This is a genomic window from Streptomyces sp. NPDC056128 (assembly GCF_042263835.1).
Lineage (GTDB): Bacteria > Actinomycetota > Actinomycetes > Streptomycetales > Streptomycetaceae > Streptomyces.
On the sequence record NZ_JBHJVQ010000047.1, the window covers coordinates 15,844 to 35,614 of the forward strand.

Here is a 19,771-nt window from a genome sequence, read left to right on the forward strand (position 1 = left end):
GTGAGAGGCGTCAGACGCACGAGCGACCACGTTCCCCCCATCCGGATCGCTACCACCTGGAAGAATGCATCTCCATGGGGCGTGGGTTGTTGCGGGCCGGGGTCACTCTGAGTGTTGCGGTGTGTTTCGCGGGACTGACGTGGACGGGGGTCGTACTCGGGCGCGGCGGGCTGAACGCGGGTGACACAGCTGGGGTGCTCTCCTTCGGTGCCGGCCTTGTCAGCATGTTCGTCGGGGCCGCCTCATTCTGGGCGGCGCTGGCCGCACTGCGCGGTCAACGTGACCCCGAGTCGGTGGCCCGCCGCCTCGCTCTGCACGTCGCTGTCGAGGCCGAGCGGCGTTACACGGCTCTTCTGGGCGGAGACCTCGGAGGACTCGTCGACCTGGACTGGACGGCACGACTGTCGGGCCGGATCAGCTCCGCCGAGCCGCTGAGTGGGCGATTAACCGGACTTGCCGCTTTCCAGTGCGGTCTGTTCCCCGGCCGAGTCGTCGTCACTGGGCACACACTCACCGGCGGACGGTCCGCAGACGCGGGGACGGGCAAGACATTGACGGCGGCCACGTTGCTGCTCGCCCTGTCCCGCAACCGCGCCCCCGGCCATCCGGTGCCAGTACCGCTGTCCGCAGCCGACTGGCCAGGCACGCCGCTTCACGAGTGGATCCGTGACCAGCTGGTGCGGGTCTGGGTTCTGCCACCGGCCGAGGCCGAACTGCTCATGCAGGCGCACATGGTGCTGCCTGTGATCGACGGCATCGACGAAACCGACTCCGACGAGGTGCCGGGCCCTCATTCCCGTTCGGCGCTGCTGGTACAGGCGGTGAACGACTTCCAAGGCGCGGGAACGCGCGGGGCGGCGGTGGTGACCTGCCGCGCCGGGGCGTATAGCGCCCTGGACCGAGCCGGAGCGGCGGCCCGTACGGTGGCCGTCGTGCAACTCCGCCCGGTCACGCCGTCGATGGCGCGGGAGTACCTGGAGAACCGTGTCGCCGACACGACGCCCGATCTGGCCAGGTGGCGACCGGTGCTCGATGCACTCCGCCCGCCGACCGGCTCCGGCGCACCGCCCCAAGCACTTCAGCTGCGGGGGGCGTTAAGCACGCCATGGCTCCTGACGCTCGCGGCCACCGTGTACAGGCGCCCGCGCGGCAACGTCGCGCCCGATCCGCGGCAGTTGTTGCTGCACGCGGGGGCCGGAAGCCTGCGCGAGCATCTACTGAACCGGTACCCGGCCGCCCTTGTGGCCACGGCGCCCGCAGGCAGTCGCGCTGCCCGCCTTGATCCCGTCGCCACGTGGCGCAGGCTCCACGTACTGGCGGCCTATCTCAACGATCCGTCCGCCAATCCTGACGACGACATCAATATGACGGGCTGGCAGTTGTGGCCCATCGGGGGCTACGCCCGAGTGCGGCGAATCGAACTCGCCCTTGTCGCCGTCCTCACCGCCATCATCGTGATCGTGCCAACCGTTCTGCTGGGCAGCGACGCCTTAGCCCTTGCGGGAACGGCCTGGGTCGTGTTGATCGGTCCTGGCGTGCTGGTGCGTCAGCAGCCACCTGGTCCTGCCACCAGCGGACTCGGCCTGCTGCGGACGCCCCCAGGCCGTCGTTCGGGAGTTTTACGGCTGGCGTGTGCCGTCGCCCTGACCTGCGCCGCATGGGGCGTCGTCGGCGCCGCACCGGCTGTCGCTCTGGGCGCGGGGCTGGGTCTGACTCTCCTGCTCGACAGCGCGCTTGCCGAACCTTTCACCAAGCCACGCCAGCCGCTCCGCGACGACCTGGGATGGTGGCTGACTCTGTGGGCCCTGGCCGGCGGCGCGTTCGTCCTCCTCGCCAGCTTCGACCTGGACACGGTTCTTCCGGCCGCGCTTGCCCTGTGCCTGGGCATGCAACTGGCGCTGCTGGGAGATTTCTGGACGGTCATCATACGTGAGGGCGCTGAATTTCTGCTGAACCTCACGGTCGACACCGTCCCGGCCCTGGCGCCCGCCGTGGTGACCACGCTCGCGGCAGGGGTTGCGGTCACCGCTGCTTTCGGGATCGGAACGGCCATCGTCACGGCCGTCGTACTACTGCCCTTCCTCATCATGCTCGGCCGCTGGACACCGGTGACCGACTGGCTGGGGGCCGTTGTCTCCTACCTCATCTCCGGCGTGCTAGTTCTCTGTTTCTCGCTCACCAGCGGATGGGCGGGCGGCGCCTGGCTGCGCTACACGGCGATGCGCTTCGCCATGGCACGACGGCTTCCCTACCGGCTCACCGCCTTCCTGAGCACGTGTGAAGAGGCCGGTCTGCTGCGCCCGGCGGGCCTCGGTCACCAGTTCCGGCACCGTCAATTGCAGGACCACTTGGCGCAGTTCCCCGATCCGCCCTCTGTTCCCTGACAGGGCCCCAAATAGGCACTTGGCGTGCTCTGCCGCTTCCCTTGACGACCGGACCTCAATGCGAGACAGACAGTCAGCGCCGCAGCTTTGGGAGGCAACAGCAGAGACAAAACTGAAGGTTGCGGGTGCTGGCGGCAGGCGCCATCTCCCCTTGCTGCCGCCATGACGAACCGTCACTGTGTTCCTGCTCACACCATTCACAAGCTGACCAAAGCACTCGACGTAGCGTCCTCCCCGCCCCCGCCTTTGAGTTGCCACCGCGAAGAACAAACATGGTCTTCGTCCTCAGTGAACCCTTCTCATCCTGGGGCCTGAGGCTGATGACGAAGGGCTGACGGGAGTTCGTGACGTGGCAGGGCTCCTGGTCGTTCGGTTGGTGATCTCACTCATCAACATCTCGACACAGGAGCCCTATCGGACCCGTATCGTGCCATGCTCGACATCCGGCACGAGGTGGTTGAGCATGTTTCCTGGCTCATTTACACCCGAAGGCGTGAACTGCGTTCGCGTTGGCGGCGGCTGAGCTGCTTCCAGCAGGCTCTCCTTGTGCTGGTGCACCTGCGCAAGAACGAGACCCTGCACCAGGTGGGAGCTGGGTTCGGTGTCTCCACCGCCACTGCCGGCCGGTACGTGACCGAGGCCGTCGACATCCTGGCCGATCAGGCGCCCACCCTGCTGGACGCGCTGCAAGACCATGACCCGAACGAGTTTCTCATCCTTGACGGCACCCTGATCAGGACCGACCGGGTGGCTGCCGACGAGCCGTACTACTCGCAAAAGCACCGCCACGTCGCGGTCCTGGCCCGTCCGGACGGCACCGCACTGTGGTACTCGCGTGCACTGCCCGGCCGCACCCACGACCTCACAGCCGCCCGCGCCCACGGCGTGATCCAAGCGTGCCTGACCAGGCAGATCCTCGTACTCGCCGATCGCGCATACCGCGGAGCCGGCGCCACGGTCCGCACTCCCTACTACGGTCGCGACCTGCCCGAGCAATACGCCCAGTTCAATGGGGACCACGCCCAGCTGAGAGCGCCCGGTGAGCGGGCCTTCGCCCGCCTCAAGCAATGGCGGATCTTCCATAAGGCCCGTTGCAGCCCGAACCGGATCAGCCGTGCCATCGCCGCTGTTCACGCCATCGAGACCGTCTGGCGATCAGGATGAGAAGGGTTCAGTCAGCCCCAGTCACGCGAACTCGAGGGTCCCGACCCACACCATTGTTCCCAGCACACACGCTCCAGGCCACGGCCGCTATCCCCACCGTTTGCTTGTCTTGGAGTCAGCAGGGCGCACCAGGATCAGGGACAGGTGTGGACCTTCATCCGGCGACTGGATCAAGAAGTCCGTACGCCGACACCGCTGTGCTGTCGAGCGGCCGCCCACTCACAGCGGCCAGCGAAGTGAAGCGTATCGGCCCTGGTTGCCGTGTCCGGGGTTCGAGTTGAGCGTTCCGCCCCGGTGTGGGAACGACGCCGTGGATCATGCCGGACGGTCCCACAAGACCACGACGTTCTGGCCACCAGCATCTTTGTAGCGGACTCGGACCGGTTGGTGTCCGCCCGCGGGCGCCGAGTGCCTGCTGTCGGCCAGCCCAAGGGAGCTGTGAAGGCCTGCGAGGCGGTGCGTTACAGGCCGAGCTCCTCCAGTGCTGCTCGCTTTTGCGGGCTCAGGGTGGAGGCGCGGCGACGCAGGTTGCTCAGCCACTGTCCTAGGCGTACCTGCTCGGCGTCGATCTCTTCGATGTGCCGCTGGGGGACGTTGAGGTGGCCTTCTCGTTTGCGGAATGCGCGTGCGGCGGCCAGCCCGCGTTCAAAGGCACGCTCCCGTGCAGGCTGCGGGAGGTGCCTGGCGTGCGGGGTGGATGTGTCCGGCAGGTCGGGTGCCAGGTTCGTCAGGAGCCGGCGCTGCTCGGGGTGGAGATGGTGGGCTCGCCTGTGCTGGGCCATGTGCCACTCCCCCGCTGCTGCTGCTGTGTTCTTCTGTTCTGCTTGTTGGCGGGCGGTGTGGTAGGCGCGTTGCCACGTGATGGACCAGGGCGGGTTCCACCACGGGTCCAGGGCGGTGAGGGCGTTGGTGCGTTCTGTGGTGAGGTTCTGGGCGCGGGTTCGCTGGGTGGCGAGCCAGCGGCCGAGGGGGAAGTCGTCGTGCAGGTGATCGACGGGAACGGCGAGGTGTCCGTGATCGGCGGCGTAGGCGGCGGCGTGGGCGAGTCCTCGTTCGAAGGCCTGTTGGCGGGGGTCCCAGATGATGCCAAGGCGTTCGAGGGCTTGGGCGCGGGCCGGGTCGAGAGCGCCGGTGGTGTGGAGGTGGCGCTGCCAGGTGAGCCAGCGGCCCAGGGGGTGGCCGGTCGGGTCCTGGTAGGTCTGGGGGACGTCGAGATGGTGGTGGGTGCGGTGGTAGCGGCGGGCGGCTCGCAGGCCGCGGCGCCATTCGGCGCTCTTGGGTGCCAGCACGCGCAGTGAGAGGGCGAGTGCGACTTCTTCGGCTCTGGTGGGGTGGTCGAAGTGCAGCCAGGCCTCGGGATCTTCGGGGGGTGTAGTGGGGCGGTGGGTTCGGGGGTCTGCGAGGCGGGCTTCGAGGCGGTTGTCGTGGGCGCGCAGGGCTTGGATGGTGTGCCACAGCGGGGTGTAGGCATCGGCGCCCAGGAGGTCGTCGGGGTCTTCGCCGGGGGTGAGGTAGACGGGGACGACGAGGGTTGCTTTTTTGCCGGCGCCGGGTTGCTGGCGCAGGGCGCGGCCTACGGCTTGGACGGTGTCGACGGGGCTGTTCTTGGGGTCGGCGAAGACGACGGCGTCGATGGCTGGCACGTCGATGCCTTCTCCGAGAACGCGGGCGTTGGACAGGACTGCCGGGTTGTGGGGGTGGGTGTGGGAGGCGAATTCGAGCAGCAGGCGGCGTCGGATCTGGGGGTCGTGGTGACCGCTGATCCAGTCCGCCCACAGGCCTTGGGGTCTGAGGCTGGTGGGGAGGGTGGCTGCGGTGGCGTGCAGGGTGGTGGCAAAGGCGCGGGCATCGGCGACGCGGTGGTGGAAGGTCAAAATGCGGCGCAGTTTGTGGTCGTGGATGGCGCGCAGGGCGGCGACCTGGCGGCCGGCCAGGCGAAGTCCGTCGACGCCGGCGCCGGGGCCGGTGGCGAGCCAGTCGCGCAGATCGGCGTCGGTGACGACGGGGACGAGGATCTGGTAGTCGGCAAGGAGGCCGAGGTCGATGGCGTCGGAGAGGGTGAGTCGGTAGGCGACGGGGCCGAAGAGGGTTTCGTCGTCCATGGAGGCTGCCGTCTCCTCTTGGCCGTCCCGGTCTTCGCCGGCGTCCCAGATGCGAGGGGTGGCGGTGAGGTAGAGACGGCGGACGGCGGGGACCTGGTCGTCGTGGTGGACTGCGGCCCAGGCCTTGCCGAGGCGTCCGGCCGTGCGGTGGGCCTCGTCGATGACCACCAGGTCCCAGGGGGGCAGGTGGTGGTCGCGGTGAGCGGTAACCACTGCGGGCAGGGAGGCGTAGGTGGCGTAGGCGGTGACCGGGCCGGGGCGCGGTGGTGTGGCCAGGGCGGTGAGTTCGCCGGGGTCGGTGGTGAGGGAGGTGTCGGCGCCGAGCGGTTCGTGGTCGAGGGCCTGGCGGGCGGAGCAGACGGCGATGGTGGTGCCTTTGCGTCCTGCGGCGTGCCAGGAGCGGATCGTCTGGGACAGCAGGTCCAGTGTGGGCAGCAGGACCAGGACCCGACCGCGGGGGGCGATGCGGGCGGTGGTGCGGGCGGCGATGAGGGTTTTGCCCGTGCCGCAGGCGGCGATCACGCTCGCGCGGGTGTGGTGGCGCAGCGTGGCGGCAGCGGCGGCGACAGCCTCTTTTTGGTGGGGCCGTAGCTCGATGTCGGGGGCCATGGAGGTGTGGGGCTCCGTGGGGTCGGCTGGGTGTTCAGGAGGGCGGGGCTCCGCTCTCCTGGGGTGCAGGTTATTCGGCTGCTTCGGTCAGGTGGGCAAGGGTGGAGCCGGTGGGGCCTTTTCGGACGTGCAGTCGCTGGGTGATGCGGCGGCGCAGTTCGGGGATGTGGCTGATGACTCCGACGGTGCGGTCGTGGGCGCGCAGGGAGTCCAGGACGTCGAGGACGTTGTGGAGGGTGTCGTCGTCGAGGGTGCCGAAGCCTTCGTCGATGAAGAGGGTGTCCAGGGGGTTGCCGCCGGCTTCGTGGGTGACGACGTCGGCCAGGCCGAGGGCGAGGGAGAGGGAGGCGAAGAAGGATTCGCCGCCGGAGAGGGTGTCGGTCTTGCGGGGGCGGCCGGTCCAGGAGTCGGTGATTTCCAGGCCGAGGCCGGAGCGGGCGCCGTGGGCGGCTTGGTGGTCGGAGTGGCGCAGGGTGTAGCGGCCTTCGGACATCAGGCTCAGGCGGGTGTTGGCTGCGGCGACGACTTGTTCGAGGCGGGCGGCTAGGACGTAGGCCTCCAGTTGCATGCGGACCCGGGTGCCGGAGGCGTTGCCGGTGGCCAGGTCGGCGAGGTGGCGGGCGGTGCTGTGGGCCTGCTCGAGTGCTTCCAGGCGTTCAACGACTTGGGCGAGGGTGGTGGTGAGGTCGGTGAGGTCGGTGGTGCGGGCCTGGGCGGTGCTGGCGGTGGTGACCACCAGCGCGTGCCGGTCGTCTGCGGCCGTGCGCAGGGCTGTCGCAGCTTCGATGTCGGCGGCCGGCTGGGCCGCTGCTTCTTGCAGCACGGGGTCGTTAAAGACGGTCTGGTGGGAGGCGCGGGCCTCGCGCCATTGGTTGATCTCTTCCTCGAGGTCGTGTAGGTCCTTCTCGCTGAGCACGGCTTGTTCGGCGGCAGCAAGGGTGTCGAAGCCTTGGGATGTGGCGGCGTTGGTGGCTTCGCTGGTACGGGTGTGCAGGACCTGGGTGGTGGCGGCGGCTGTGCGGGATGCCTCGGCTGCCTGCTCGAGGTGGTCGGCGGCGCGGGTGAGGTCGTCGATGCGGGCCGCCAGGGTGGGGGCGGTGCCGCGGGCGGCATCGAGTTTCTCGGTGAGCTCTGCTTGCCGCTGGGACAGGGTGTCGTAGCTGGCGTTGCGGGCGGACAGGCCGGCGGTGGCGACGCTGTCCTGCTCGGTCATGCTGATGTGTTCGCGGTCCAGCGCGAGGAGTTCCTCCTCGACGGTTCCGCGGTCGGTGGCACGTTCGAGGGCCTCGGCCAGTTGCGCGGCGAGTGCCTTGTGTTCGGTCTTGAGGCTGGCCAGGGGGGTGTCGCCGGCTTCGCCGGTGGCGCCGGCGGCGTTCTCGCGAAGTTGCTGCAGTTCGGCCGCGATCTTGTCGAGCTGTTGCTGGGCGCGCTGGTCGGCTTCCTCGGCGGCTTGTTCGTCCTCGCGGGTGGGATGCCCGTCGGGAGCTTGGGCAGGAGCCGGGTGGGAGCAGGAGCCGCAGACCGGGCATGGTGCGCCGTCGGTGAGGCCGGCAGCGAGTTCGGCGGCCATGCCCTCGGTGCGTCGGCGGCGGATGCCGATGTGATCCTGGGCTGCCTGTTCGGATTCCTTCTGAGCGGCGGCCAGGCGCTGCTCGGTGGTGGTGATCTGTGCGAGGTGGGCGTCGCGGCGTTCAGCGGCGGCCACGCGGCCGTTGAGGTTCTCCAGCTGGGCCTGGTGGCGGCGGCTTTCTTCCTCGGCCTCGCGGGCGGCTTCCCGGCGGGCCTGCAGGGTGGTGCGCCGGGTGGTCTCTTGCTCAAGCCAGTCGTGGGCGGTGCGCTGCTGGACGGTGAAGTCCTGCCGCTCGGTGTCGATGCGTTTGAGGTCGGTGGTGAGCTGGCTGAGGGTGGCTTCCTCGGGAAGCAGGGTATTCAGCACGGCGATGTCGTCGCGCGTGCGCTGCCCGGCCGTGGCAAGGTCGGCGGCCTGGAGCGTGGCGTGTTCGGGGAGCAGCCGGGTGCGGGCGGCGCTTTCGCTGTCCTGGGCTCGGGTGTGGTCGGTGCGGGCGGCACTGACCGTGTGCAGCAGCGGTGCCAGCTGCTGGGCGCGTCGGGCTTGTTCCCGGCGCCGGCCGAGGGCTTCTTGGTGGGAGGCCTGCTCGTCCAGCCGGTTCAGCTGCGTGCGGGCGGTGGCGTGGGTGGTCTGCCGCCCGTGCAGTTCGCGGGTGGCGGCTTCGAGGTTCTGGTGGGTGAGCTGGTTCTTCTTTGCCTTCTCGGCTTCGGCGTGGGCGGTGGCAGCGTCGGCCTGGCTGGCCTGGATGAGGTCCTGGGCCCAGGCCAGGGCGGGGTCGGTCAGGGCGTGCGCGGCGTCGGGGGTGGGGGCGTCGTACTGCGATTTCAGGTCCGGGCCGGCGGCCTGGTGGATGCGGGCTGCCAGGTGCAGTACCTCGTCGCGGGCGGCGTCGCGGTTCTTCTGGGTGGTGCGGCTGTGGTCGTTCAGCCAGCGTTCGATGAAGGCGTACCGGTCGGTGTGGAAGAGCTTGCCGAGGAGTTCGCGGCGCTTGCCGGCGTCGGCGTAGAGGAACTTGGTGAACTCGTTCTGGGGCAGGAGGACGACCTGGCAGAACTGGGTGCGGCTCATGCCGAGCAGGTCCTTGATCTCCTTGCCGGCCTCTTGGTGGGACTTGCTGGAGGCCTCCCAGTGACCCTGGCCCAGGGCGTCGGTCGTGAACCGGCTGAGCCGGGTCTCGGCCTTCTGGACGGTGTCACCCGTGCCGTTCTTCTTGGGGCGCATCTGCTGGGGGACGCGGTCGATGAGCAGCCGCTGGCCGGCGATGGTGACGTCCAGGGTGACCTGGGTGAGCAGGTCAGCCGGGGCGTGGTGGCTACGCAGCATCAGGTCGCGGTCGACCGGGGGTTCGCCGTACAGGGCGAAGCAGATGGCGGTGAACAGGGTGCTTTTCCCGGCGCCGGTGTCGCCGTGCAGGAGGAACAGGCCGTCGGCTGTCAGGGCGTCGAAGTCGACGGTGTGGGTGGCGGCGAAGGGGCCGAATGCCTGCAGGGTGAGGTGGTGCAGGCGCATCAGACGGTTTCCTTCTGCAGTTCGTTCACGCGGGCGGCGTCGACGGCTTGCTGGAGCAGGGCGTGTTCGTCGGGGGTGGGGGCGGTGCCGCGGAGGTCGGCGATGAAGTCGCAGGCGATGTCGATTTCGCTGCGGCCGCGGAGGCGTTCGGTGTACGTCGGGGTGTCGGTGGCCTGGGCAGGGATGAAAGCCCGCTCGTGCTTGAGGCTGAGTGTGTCGGGGAAGCGGCGGCGCAGCCGGGCCATGGCCTCGAAGGGCAGGGCTGTATCGGTGAGGGTGACCTCGAGCCAGGCGTCCTTCAGGTGTTCGTGGACGGGGCTGGTGAGGAGCTCCTCGAGGATGCCTTCGACGCGTTCCAGGCGGTGAGGGGTCGGACAGGTCAGGCGCCTGACGGCGGGAGCGGTGCCGGAGGAGGTGACGTCGACCAGGGTGAAGGACTTGGTGTGGGTGGCCTCGGAGAAGGAGTAAGGCAGCGGGGAGCCACTGTAGTGGACTCGGTCGGTGACCTTCTGGGGGCCGTGGAGATGGCCGAGGGCGACGTAGTCGATGCCGTCGAAGACGTCCGCGCCGACGTGGGCGACACCGCCGACGCTGAGGTCGCGTTCGCTGTCGGACTCCGTCACCTGCTGGTCTTCGCTCGGGCTGCTGCTGGGGGTAACGAAGGCGTGGGCAATGACCACCGAGCGGGTTCCGGCCGGCTGGTGGTTGGTGAGGTCGCTGTGGATCCTGTCCAGGGCTGCGGTCAGCACCGCGTGGTGGGAGGTCGCTTCTGCCTCCAGTTGGGTGCGGACCATCGACGGCTCAAGGTAGGGGATGCCGTACACGGCGACCGGGCCGTCGGCGTCGTGGAGAACGACCGGCACGTCGCAGGTAGCGGGATCGGTGCGCAGGTGGATCCCTGCGCGGGCGAAAAGGCCGGATCCGACGCCGAGGCGGTGGGCCGAGTCATGGTTGCCGCTGATCATGATGATCGGTACATCGAGGTCAGCGAGCTGGTGCAGGGCGCGGTTGAACAGGCGCACGGCGTCCAGACTGGGGATGGCGCGGTCGTAGAGGTCGCCGGCCACGAGGATGGCATCGACGTTCTCGCTCCGGGCTGTGTCGACCAGATGGTCGAGGAAAGCTTCTTGGGCGGGAATCAGGTCTTTTGTGTGGAACCGGCGGCCCAGGTGCCAGTCCGAAGTGTGCAGAAACCGCATGAGCACAGACGGTAACTACTGTGGGGAGTGCTGTGGGTGGTTTTCCTGATAAACGGTGTTCCAGAGTGGGTGTGCGGTGCGCGTGAGGAACGGTTTCTTCGCGTGCCGTGCCGCGGGCTTGCGGGCTGCTGTGCCACCGGGCGATTGTCAGTGGCAGGCGGCAAGATATGCGGTGGGGGGAAGGAGGATGTGATGTCGTTATCGCGTTCTACCGGTACGGGATCCACCGCTGCGCCAAGCGGGTGCCGCTGGTGTGGGATTGAGGCGCGCGGGCACGGCCGGCAGCACGTCGTGGGGGTGGGCTGGCATACCTGGACAGCGCCGACACTGCAGCTGCGCAAGGAGCGGATGCTGCAGCGGCGCGCCGTGAGGCCGGTCAGGAAGCCAGGCCCCGGAGGTCGCTGAAGGCCTTAGTCAGCTGCGAGGGGACGTCTTCGCCGGTTTTGAGGGTGGTGACCAGGCCGAAGAGCATGTCGTCCTTGCCGTCGGGGCTGGTGTGCTCGGCCTTCTCCTTGATCATGGTCAGGACGTGGGCGCTGAATTTGCCGCCGCGGTGTGCGGTGAAGTCCTCGGCCGTCCACTGGACGCCTTCGGGGCGGGTCCAGTGGGTGTTGGCGGCTGTGGCCCACTGGGCGTCGGTGAAGAGTTCCTCGAGTTCGTTGAACCCCTCTGCCTCGCCGATCCAGGTGACCTGGGTGTCGAGGTCGAGTCCGGCCTTGATCAGTCTTTCCGTCCTGAAGTGCTTGTTGGTGCGGCTGTCGGCGTCGACCATCAGCATGACGGTGCGGCGGTTCTTGACGAGGTACCCGGCCAGGTGGAGGGCGCCTTCGTTGTTGCCGCAGGCCCACAGGGCGATGCCCGCCGCCTGGAGGGGCAGGCCCTGGGAGAGGCGGAACAGCAGGGGCAGGCACTGCTGTTCCGTGGGGCCCTCGACGGCGAGGAAGCACCGTTCGTGCAGCAGGACGGAGTTGCGCAGGCCCACGGCGGAGGCGATCTGTCCGAGGTGGAAGTCGATCCCTTCGTGGGACTGGTCCGTGAGGCGTTCGACGAGGGTGCGGCCGCTCTCGCTGAGGCGCAGGTGGACGACGTCGGCGATGTCGACTCCGTCGATGAGGTTCATCGAGTGGGTGGCGACGACGACGCTGACGTGGGGCAGGGCGCACTGTTTGCGGATGATGTCCATGACGGTGCGCTGGTGGCGGTAGTCCAGGTGGGTGTCGGGTTCGTCGTAGACGACGATGGTCTGGGTCGGCTCCGCATCGCTCCCCTGCTCCGTGGCGAGTTCGCTGTTCTCGAGGAGGTTGCTGGTCCACTCCCACACCGCGAGCGCGATCCGGCGGTTGCTGCCCTGCCCGGAGCGGGTGAGGTCCACCGGCTCGCCGTCGGCCTTGGAGACTTCCAGAGGGGCGCGCTTGAAGCCTCCCTTGAAGGAGACCTCGGGCCTGACCTGCACGCCCACGAACTCCTGGCAGTGCTGGCGGATGTGCTGGCACAGTGAGTCGGCTTCCTTCTCCAGGCGCTGAGTGATCTCCGTTTCGATCTCCCGGACCCGGCCCTGGAGCGTTTCGTCCTCCAGGTAGGTTTCGTAACAGCTGCTCAGCGCGGTCCGCACCGCGTCGTCGGGCCTTTCGTCCTTGCCTCCGAACGGCAGCAGACGCGGCAGACGCTCCTGGAGTTCCTTGGGCAGCGGCTGCCACTGCTCCGCCTGCGGCGCCGTGGCCGCGTAGGCGGTGAGGGCCTGCAGCAGGTCGTCTCTGCGGGGGCCGTCCGGGGAGACGGAGAACTCGGCTGCCAGCTCGGCAAGCTGGCCCTTCAGCAGGCGGCTCATGTCGTGGAGCCGGCTGTCGGCCGGCCGGGAACCGAAGTACTGCCACTGGGGCGGCTGCCCCTCTTCGGAGATACGGCGGATCCGGACCGTCTGCGGCAGGCCGGTGGCGGCCTGTTCCGCGACGTCTAGGCGGAAGTCCCCTTCGGCCGAGGTGCTGGAGCAGCGGCGGCCGCCTGCCGATCCTTCCGCCTGCTCGTAGGTGCGGTCCTCGTCTGTGAGCCGGTGGTCGCCCAGCAGGAAGGCCAGCGCCGTCAGTACGGCGCTCTTCCCGCCGTCGTTGTGGCCGGCCAGGATCGTCGGACTGCTGACCGGGATGTCCTCGATGCGGGCCAGGGAGCGGAAGCCGCGTGCGGAAAAGCGGGTGAGGTACACAGTCGGCGTGCTCCGAATCTCCCCTTCCCCGGCCGGTAAGGGGTGACGTGCGGTGTTGGACGGGAAGGCGAGGCGCTTGAGACACCAGCGCAGAGGGTCATACTAGAGGTATCCCTCACAACAACCGCACGTTTTCCACCACTTGTACCGACTCGCCGCTCGTACGCCGCTGACGCGCAAATCCAGTACCTCGTTCCTGCCGTGCAGGCTTACGCCTCGGCTCCGGACGGACGGATGGCGGAGCCGATCGCTGGAGTCGGGCGGCGGGCGGGACGGCCGCCGCGATCCCTGCAGGCTTGAGCGGAGCCCGGCAAGACAGGATGTGGCCACTTCCCCCTTCCAGTCGTCCGATGAAGGCCCCGGTGCGCTGGTCCCCCTGGTCAGCCGGGCTTCTGCCCCTTACAGCGCGGCGTTCTGGAGTCCGACGACGTCGTACAAGTGCTGGCCGTGGGCCCACTTCTTCAGCTCTGACCGGCCCACGAGGATAAGCCGATGGTGCTGCGCGAAGTCGATGGCAGGCTGGGTGAAGCCGTTGAGCGCAACCATGACGGGGATGTCAGCACCGTGATGCGGCCGGGCTGTTCCGTTGAACTTCTGCACGTGTCCGGAGCCGACCGGGTTCTGGTACTGCTTGCACTGCAGGATCAGGAGACGGCCCTCGCCGTCACGTGCGCTGACGTCGACACCGAGGTCGCCGGCGCCGCCGACCCGCACGGTGCGCAGAAACCCATCACGCTTAAGGAGCTCGGCGCACGCCTGCTCGAAGCCTGTCGCGCTCATCGCCGCGAGCTCCCGCATCCGGAAGGTCAGCCCTTCCGGCTCGCCCACGTCGTCGGACTGCGCGGCGCAAGCTTCGTCGTAGCCCGCATACACGGATGCACCAGACCGGAATGACAAGATCGCGCCGAGCGCGATGAGCGCAGCAAGGCCGCCGGCAACGGCGAGTCCCGTCCACCAGGGGTGGCCGGTGATCAGGCCCCACACATCGTCTGTGATCCACCGGCTGACGTCTTCGGTGAGCCACTCCCAGATCATCTTGCCGACAGCCAGCACAAGGACGGCGGACAGCAGGAACTTCAGTGTGGGGTCCAAGGATCCGTCTTCGTCGAACACCACTCCCCCATTTCTCGCCGCCGTGAACCGAGTCGGATCGGTCATGCGGCCCGTTTGAACCAGCTGCTGCGCGAGCGGGCGGGCAGTTTGAGGAGCTCGTGCAGCGCGGCCCCGCTCTCGGCCCAGCGCTGCAGCGTCTCCCGGTCGACCCAGTGGACGGTGTGCCGGTTTCCCCACGTCATGGCATCGCGGGTAAGGAACCCGTTGGTCACGACCACCGCGTGGTCGGCCCGGTGGGCGGGACCGGCCGTCCCTTTCACTCCGTACATCACCGCGGATCCGACTTTCCCTCCGACGCGGGTGTGCTTGGCCTGCACGACGATCCGCCCCAGGACAGTGTGGTCGCCGATGACATCGGCGGCCTGGTCTCCACCGCCTCCTACCCTTCGGGCCGTCCAGCCGTCTCGGACAAGCAGGTCCCTCAGCACGCCTTCGAAACGCCGGTCGTCCATGCTGTCGAACTCGGCGAGCGTGACCCGCAAGGCAGCCAGGCGCGCGCCATTCCGCCGTCGCCCTCCGACAGACCTCCTGACCCTCCACAGGGCCGCGACTCCCCCCGCCGTGACGAATGCCAGCAGTACCGGCCAGGCATCGAACAGCGCACCGGCCGTCACGGTGACCGTTCGGGCGGCCATCACCAGCACGGCCAGTGCCACGACGGCGGCTGATGCCACTTCGAGCGGACCGCGAGGCCGCCGCAGGCGCCATCCTCGGCTCATCGGCCCGCCGGTGTGCTGACTGCCGGGTTCGGGTCGGCCGGAGCGGGGGCCGCGGTCCCGAAGCCGAATACCTGCCCCCACAGCCAGGCCCCCGCGAACAGGCCGGCGATCATCCATCCGCTCATCCGCCTGGCGCTCTTGGGCTTCGGGTTACGGCGGATGTGCGCGCGCACCTGGTGGAATCCGTCCGCTACCTTTGCCATGCTTCCCCTCCCATCGGCGCGGGACGCCGGGTGCGTCCCGTCCCAGGAATTGGTGTAACAGCGGGCACTGACAGCACCCCGCGCTCGCCTGACCAGGCACGACTCCATCCAGCCACGGCCACCCAAAGGGAGAGGCTGGAAAGCAGCCGACAGCCTTCCGTGTGCTGACCTCGCTGTATGCGAGCTCGGCTCCGTGAGATCGGCATCGGACCGAGCCGAGGTCCCTCTTGCCGCATGTACGTCGCAGAAGCTTTCACCTGCATGAACAGCCCCTTCTGAAGTCAGCCGGTACCCACACCGGAAACGGCGAGATACGGCGGGGCGCCACCCTGGCCCTATTGTGCGCCGGAGCCGCCCCCTGGCCGCGGCAGCACCAGCGTCACCTCTCCATGAGTGCACCAGGGCACCGATACCTCGCTTGATGGGGCCAGCGGGAAGTTCGCTCGAGCTCCCTTGCCTGGGTGGCGGTCCTCAACATGCGCGCCCCTCCTTCGCCTCGGGACCGAAGCTGCGCAGAGGCCATTCTTCCGATACGAGCTAGGCCGGGTTCAGAGCTCAATCGAGATTTCGAAGGAGGCGCTGCGTGCTGGCGTCTTGCCATCAATGGCCGTGAGTTGGTTATTCCTTCGATGACATCCCAAAGGCTGTCCCGTCCGACATCTCATCGGGTGCGATGCGAAGTGAGACTGGGAGACTAGGCGTTGCCGGAAGGCGGCAAAGTTCAGCCGATTCTTGATGCCGGAACATACCTTTCACGTCGAGCAACCAGGTGGGTACCGTTGCCAGGTAGTCTTCGGCGAGCGAAGCCGGGTCCTTCGATCACGACGACCGCCTGAGGCGATTGTGGGGGACGATGGGTTACCTGGTTGCGACGCTGGCGGTCGTGGCGTCAATCCTGGCCGTGGCCATGACCGTGCTTGTACGTCGGGAGCGACGGCGCATACCACTCAGTCCCGAAGCGCATCGGATCGAAGCGGCAGCTACCCGGGGGCTTCGTGATGCGCGCCGCCAGGCCCATGCTTCTCAGCATTTCGCCGATGGCAGCGGCGTCAGCGCTCTGCGGGACCGCGGTTCTCGGTCATAGTGACCGTCAGCCGGCCAGAGCGAGGTTGTGCAGGCGGGCGATCCCGAGCATGGCGTGATGGACGCCGTCGCCTTTCAGCCGGCAGTCGCGGAGGATCTTCCACCCCTTCATGCGGACGAAGACGTGCTCGACGCGGGCACGGACCTTGCGGTGGGAGGCGTTGTGTTCTTCCTTCCATGCCGGGAGATCCCTCTGCCCTTTCTCGCGGCTATGCGGGCTGACCAGGCCGGTGCCGCGGTAGCCGCCGCCATCAGGCGCGTCTGCCCCAAAGGTCCCACACCGGATCGGCTCGCGAAACGCCACTAATCAACTTTTCCGGGACAAAACGCTCTTTTAGACGTCGTTTCTTATGGCGTGATCGTTCATTGAACCGTGCATGACGGATCTGGTTGAGCGTCTGGTGCCGGACGAGTTGTGGGTGGTGTTCCGGCGGGTGGTGCCGCCGACTGAAGTGATACGTCCGCAGGGCGGCGGCCGACGTCGAGCGGGTGATCGGGAGGCGCTCGCCGCGATCATCTTCGTGGCGACGTCGGGTTGCACGTGGCGGCAGCTGCCGCCGGTGTTCGGCCCGGCCTGGCCCACGGTCTATCGCCGGTTCGCCCAGTGGACCCGGGACCGGGTCTGGGCCCGTCTCTACCGCGCGATCCTCGACGAACTCGGAGCACGAGGCGAGCTGGACTGGTCGCGATGCGCGATCGACTCCGTAAGCTTGCGGGCCGCAAAAGGGGGCCGCTGACCGGACCGAATCCGACCGACCGCGGCAAACTGGGATCGAAGATCCACCTGATCTGCGACCGGAAGGGACTGCCGCTGTCCCTGGGCATCTCCGGCGCGAACATGCACGACAGTCAGGGCCTGGAGCCCCTCGTGCGGGGCATCCCACCCATCCGCTCTCGCCGCGGCCCCCGGCGCCGACGGCCGGCCAAGCTACACGCCGACAAGGGCTACGACTACGACCACCTGCGCCGATGGTTGCGCGAGCGGGGCATCCGTCCTCGCATCGCCCGCAAGGGTGTCGAGTCTTCGCAGCGACTGGGCCGGCATCGCTGGGTGGTCGAGAGAACCGTGTCCTGGCTGGCGGGCTGCCGACGCCTCCATCGGCGGTATGAACGCAAGGCCGAACACTTCTTCGCCTTCGTCGGCATAGCCGCAGCCCTCATCAGCTACCGCCGACTGGCGGCTCTCCTCACGGCCTGAGCCGGTTCTGCTGCACGTCGAAACATACCAACCCCATGGACTCCGACACGGCTGCCGCGTAGGCCGACGCCTCCTCGGCCATGCTCCAGCGCATGGGAAAGTAGATCAGCGGACCGCTGGCCTCGCCGATCAATGGCCCGGTTGACCAGGGCGAGGTGTCCTCCTCGTCCTCAGCGAGGTCGCACCACCGCTCAAGCAACGCAGCCACGTAGGCCGCGATGCGCTCAGACGGAGGCTCTTCCACGTCGCTGTCGATGTAGCGGTCGTACAGGTCGTCAAAGACCCGGCCGGCGGTCTTGTCATCCGCTGGTCTCTCGCCTTCCCAGACAGCAAGGTCGTAGCTCATGCCAGGAGGCTCTCATGCCGCTCTGACAGCCATAAGAAACGACGTCTAAGCAGCGAAGCGGTGTCATGTGTGAACCCGCAGTAGCTGCCCAGTAGGGCCTGGTGCACCGCGGCAGCGTCATCGGCAGGCTCATATGCCACAGTATGTGCCGGAGCAGCGGCCAGCTTGGCACCTGCGACGGCCAACGCATAGCGCCGCACTGGGCGGTGGTCCATTGTGTGAGCGCGCCATCTGACCGGCAGATTTTCGCTGCGCCGCTGTTGCCGCCTCTTGGCGCTGACGGTCATGACAGGCCGGTTGAAGCCCTGGGCATTGCGCAGGGTCGGGCGGAGGTACCCGCTACTTCGCATGGCAGTGGTGAGTAGCCGATGCAGCTCCCGCAGGTCCATCTGTTGCGCCGATGTTTCCGGCGGCGTGTGGAGGAGCGTAGCCAGTTGCAGCGTGAAGACGGAGGGGGTGTGACCGTTGGCGGCGAAGGCTAGGGGCGATGCACCGATCGATGACAGGACGGCGATGCCTGATCGGCTGAGCCGGTCGATCTCTCGTCGTAAAAGGTCCTGAGAGACTCCGTCCAGAGTGTGCGGTGCCAGACAAGTGTCAAGAATGAGCAACCGGTCCCGGCTGCGGGATCCAGTCATCATCTCAACAAGGTCGCGGGCAGACAGCCATTCAGTAGTCTCGTGGTCGGGCTGCGTTGCCACGACCAGGTGCAATGATCCGTCCCGTTCTAACCGGCAGTGCCCTGTCCAGTAGACCAGCAGTCCGTCTTCCGACGCCGCGCTCTCCGCGAGCCTGTGCAGGACGTCCGTCCGGGTCTGTGGGAAGAGTGTGTGGCACCTCTTCGGGTCAACGCCCGCGGCCTCCGGGTCGGTGAGCGCATTAGCCAGGAATGAGGCGTTCCTCCGAGTGCCTGCTGGTAGAGACGGGCCGCCTGCTTGCCCGCCTTGGATCAGGACATGCTGCGTCTCGAACGGTGCCATCAGGTTCCCCCCTATCAACCCGACCCTCTCTCCATGTTATACGGAGCGTCGCCCTCGAGCGGCGTTAAGTGGCAAGGCGTTACCGCGAATTCCCGACGGGCCGCTGCTCTGGGCGGGGGCCGTCAGGGTGATCGAAATCCAGGGGTGCCTTTGGGAGATCTCCACACGCGCCATGGACTCAGCGCCCGCGAGTACGCGGTACTGGACGGCCTGAGCCGACAGCACGACGGAGACAACGGCCGTCTGCAGATGAAGCAGGTGGCCAACGCGGCCACCCTCAGCCAGAGTGCCACCACCCGGCTGGTCGTCCGGCTCGAGGACCGCGAACTCTTCTCCCGCTACCTGTGCCTCGCGGGACCTACCCCAATGTCACTGAGGCCGGGCGGCTCCTGCTCGGCCAGACCCCGCCGGCGTAGAAAGGCACCCTGCGCGAGGCGGTCGGTCTGGCGGCACGGGATGCGAGGCTCACCACCCTGGTCACGGCCGTGGCCTCGTTGGAGGCGTCGCCACTCGACGTCTCGCCACTCCGATTCCCGGGGTGTGAGCTCCCCGGCTGATCTCACACCCCGGGGGGCGAGGCCTGCGGCCGGCACCACCGCGCCCGTCTCCCGTTCGTGCAACAGCACGGTCTCACGGAACGGGCGACGACCGGCCGCAGATCGACGTGGTGCCAGACCGCTCACAGCTGGATGGACGCCTCGTGCCAAGGCAGGGCGCGCATGGCCACGGCCTCGGTGGCGCCACTCACCATGACCACGTTGTCAGCCCAACTGCTCAACACCTCAACCGGGTTGGAAAGGGCTCACTGCGACAGAAGTCAGAGTCACCTACTACAAGTCCGTGGACGCAGCGTACGTGTACTTCACCGAACCCCAGGCCCGCGTAAGGTCTGCGCACACGTACCCCTGCGATCCGGTGGACGTCGACGGCATGATCAACCTCGACTTCGAGCACGGCCGCCTCATTGGCGTCGAGGTGTTGGCCGCCAGGTCAAAACTGCCTGATTACCTGCTCAAGTCCGCGGAGCTGCTGGACGCTGACGCCACGTGAAGCAGTCGAGCAAGGCGATCACGCCACCCGCCACGCTCTGCCGCAGGTTGGAAAAAGCTCACTGGGCGGGCTCCTGGCGAGACTTGGACCGGTTCGAGCGGGCCGTGATCGCGACCAGGCTGGCGTCCGCGCCCAGGTCGTTGGCGCTGGCCCCACGACGCTGTCAGCGCGTGAAACGAACCATCACACGTCCAGCCGACCTCAATAGTCGCCCCTTTCGAGTAACAATCTAGAACAGGGAAAACGCTTCCCAAAGCACAGGATAAAGAGGAATCACAATGAAGCCGCAACCCACAATTTTAGCCAGCGTACCGACATCACGACGCCTGCCGGTGTTAAAAA

10 protein-coding genes and 5 pseudogenes are annotated in these 19,771 nt (G+C 67.8%); 5 read left to right on the plus strand and 10 right to left on the minus strand.

What is annotated here, in order from left to right; all coding sequences use genetic code 11:
- The first annotated feature begins 194 nt into the window (after nucleotides 1-194).
- Together ACFC1X_RS38925 and ACFC1X_RS38930 are read left to right on the plus strand one after the other, a co-directional pair.
- Nucleotides 195-2,384 carry an NACHT domain-containing protein gene (locus ACFC1X_RS38925; RefSeq protein WP_376363890.1) on the plus strand — a complete coding sequence of 730 codons (2,190 nt, stop codon included), beginning with the start codon at nucleotides 195-197 and terminating at the stop codon, nucleotides 2,382-2,384.
- 373 nt (nucleotides 2,385-2,757) lie between these two features.
- Nucleotides 2,758-3,548, plus strand: a pseudogene (locus tag ACFC1X_RS38930) (transposase family protein).
- A 461-nt stretch (nucleotides 3,549-4,009) separates the two neighbouring features.
- Here the strand turns inward: ACFC1X_RS38930 and ACFC1X_RS38935 are convergent.
- The 8 genes and pseudogenes from ACFC1X_RS38935 to ACFC1X_RS38970 all read right to left on the minus strand — a co-directional run.
- Nucleotides 4,010-6,259: a Helicase associated domain protein gene (locus tag ACFC1X_RS38935; RefSeq protein ID WP_376363893.1), complete on the minus strand. Its 2,250-nt coding sequence runs from the start codon at nucleotides 6,257-6,259 to the stop codon at nucleotides 4,010-4,012.
- Between the two features lie 70 nt (nucleotides 6,260-6,329).
- Complete coding sequence (locus tag ACFC1X_RS38940; protein WP_376363896.1) at nucleotides 6,330-9,338, minus strand: AAA family ATPase; 3,009 nt, start codon at nucleotides 9,336-9,338, stop codon at nucleotides 6,330-6,332.
- The gene (locus ACFC1X_RS38945; protein WP_376363899.1) at nucleotides 9,338-10,537 is read right to left on the minus strand and encodes an exonuclease SbcCD subunit D; all 1,200 of its coding nucleotides are present in this window, start codon (nucleotides 10,535-10,537) and stop codon (nucleotides 9,338-9,340) included. Before ACFC1X_RS38945 ends, ACFC1X_RS38940 begins: the two co-directional genes overlap by 1 nt.
- Before the next feature lie 376 nt (nucleotides 10,538-10,913).
- Nucleotides 10,914-12,737 (minus strand): ATP-dependent endonuclease, encoded by a 1,824-nt coding sequence (locus ACFC1X_RS38950; protein WP_376363900.1) that lies wholly within the window; start codon nucleotides 12,735-12,737, stop codon nucleotides 10,914-10,916.
- Between the two features lie 399 nt (nucleotides 12,738-13,136).
- Complete coding sequence (locus ACFC1X_RS38955) at nucleotides 13,137-13,895, minus strand: restriction endonuclease (protein ID WP_376363903.1); 759 nt, start codon at nucleotides 13,893-13,895, stop codon at nucleotides 13,137-13,139.
- Nucleotides 13,892-14,569, minus strand: a complete 678-nt coding sequence (locus tag ACFC1X_RS38960) for a restriction endonuclease (protein WP_376363906.1) — start codon at nucleotides 14,567-14,569, stop codon at nucleotides 13,892-13,894. The genes ACFC1X_RS38955 and ACFC1X_RS38960 overlap by 4 nt, the downstream gene beginning before the upstream one ends.
- Nucleotides 14,566-14,772 (minus strand): hypothetical protein, encoded by a 207-nt coding sequence (locus ACFC1X_RS38965; protein ID WP_376363909.1) that lies wholly within the window; start codon nucleotides 14,770-14,772, stop codon nucleotides 14,566-14,568. Before ACFC1X_RS38965 ends, ACFC1X_RS38960 begins: the two co-directional genes overlap by 4 nt.
- Before the next feature lie 1,090 nt (nucleotides 14,773-15,862).
- Nucleotides 15,863-16,102 (minus strand): annotated as a pseudogene (locus ACFC1X_RS38970) (transposase); the annotation flags it as partial.
- A 130-nt stretch (nucleotides 16,103-16,232) separates the two neighbouring features.
- On the opposite strand from ACFC1X_RS38970, the gene ACFC1X_RS38975 reads away from it, so the two are divergent.
- Nucleotides 16,233-17,053, plus strand: a protein-coding gene (locus tag ACFC1X_RS38975; RefSeq protein ID WP_376363912.1) for an IS5 family transposase whose coding sequence is annotated in 2 segments (ribosomal slippage) — nucleotides 16,233-16,590 and nucleotides 16,590-17,053 — 822 coding nt in all. Because the reading frame shifts where the segments join, the coding sequence is not laid out codon by codon here.
- Here the strand turns inward: ACFC1X_RS38975 and ACFC1X_RS38980 are convergent.
- On the minus strand, nucleotides 17,043-17,399 hold the full coding sequence (locus ACFC1X_RS38980; RefSeq protein WP_376363914.1) for a hypothetical protein: 357 nt from the start codon (nucleotides 17,397-17,399) through the stop codon (nucleotides 17,043-17,045). The genes ACFC1X_RS38975 and ACFC1X_RS38980 overlap by 11 nt on opposite strands.
- Before the next feature lie 1,139 nt (nucleotides 17,400-18,538).
- On the opposite strand from ACFC1X_RS38980, the pseudogene ACFC1X_RS38985 reads away from it, so the two are divergent.
- Nucleotides 18,539-18,936: pseudogene (locus ACFC1X_RS38985) on the plus strand (MarR family transcriptional regulator); the annotation flags it as partial.
- Between the two features lie 274 nt (nucleotides 18,937-19,210).
- Nucleotides 19,211-19,429: pseudogene (locus ACFC1X_RS38990) on the plus strand (DUF2283 domain-containing protein); the annotation flags it as partial.
- Nucleotides 19,430-19,490: 61 nt separating this feature from the next.
- Here the strand turns inward: ACFC1X_RS38990 and ACFC1X_RS38995 are convergent.
- Nucleotides 19,491-19,592, minus strand: a pseudogene (locus ACFC1X_RS38995) (HNH endonuclease); the annotation flags it as partial.
- Between the last annotated feature and the right edge of the window lie 179 nt (nucleotides 19,593-19,771).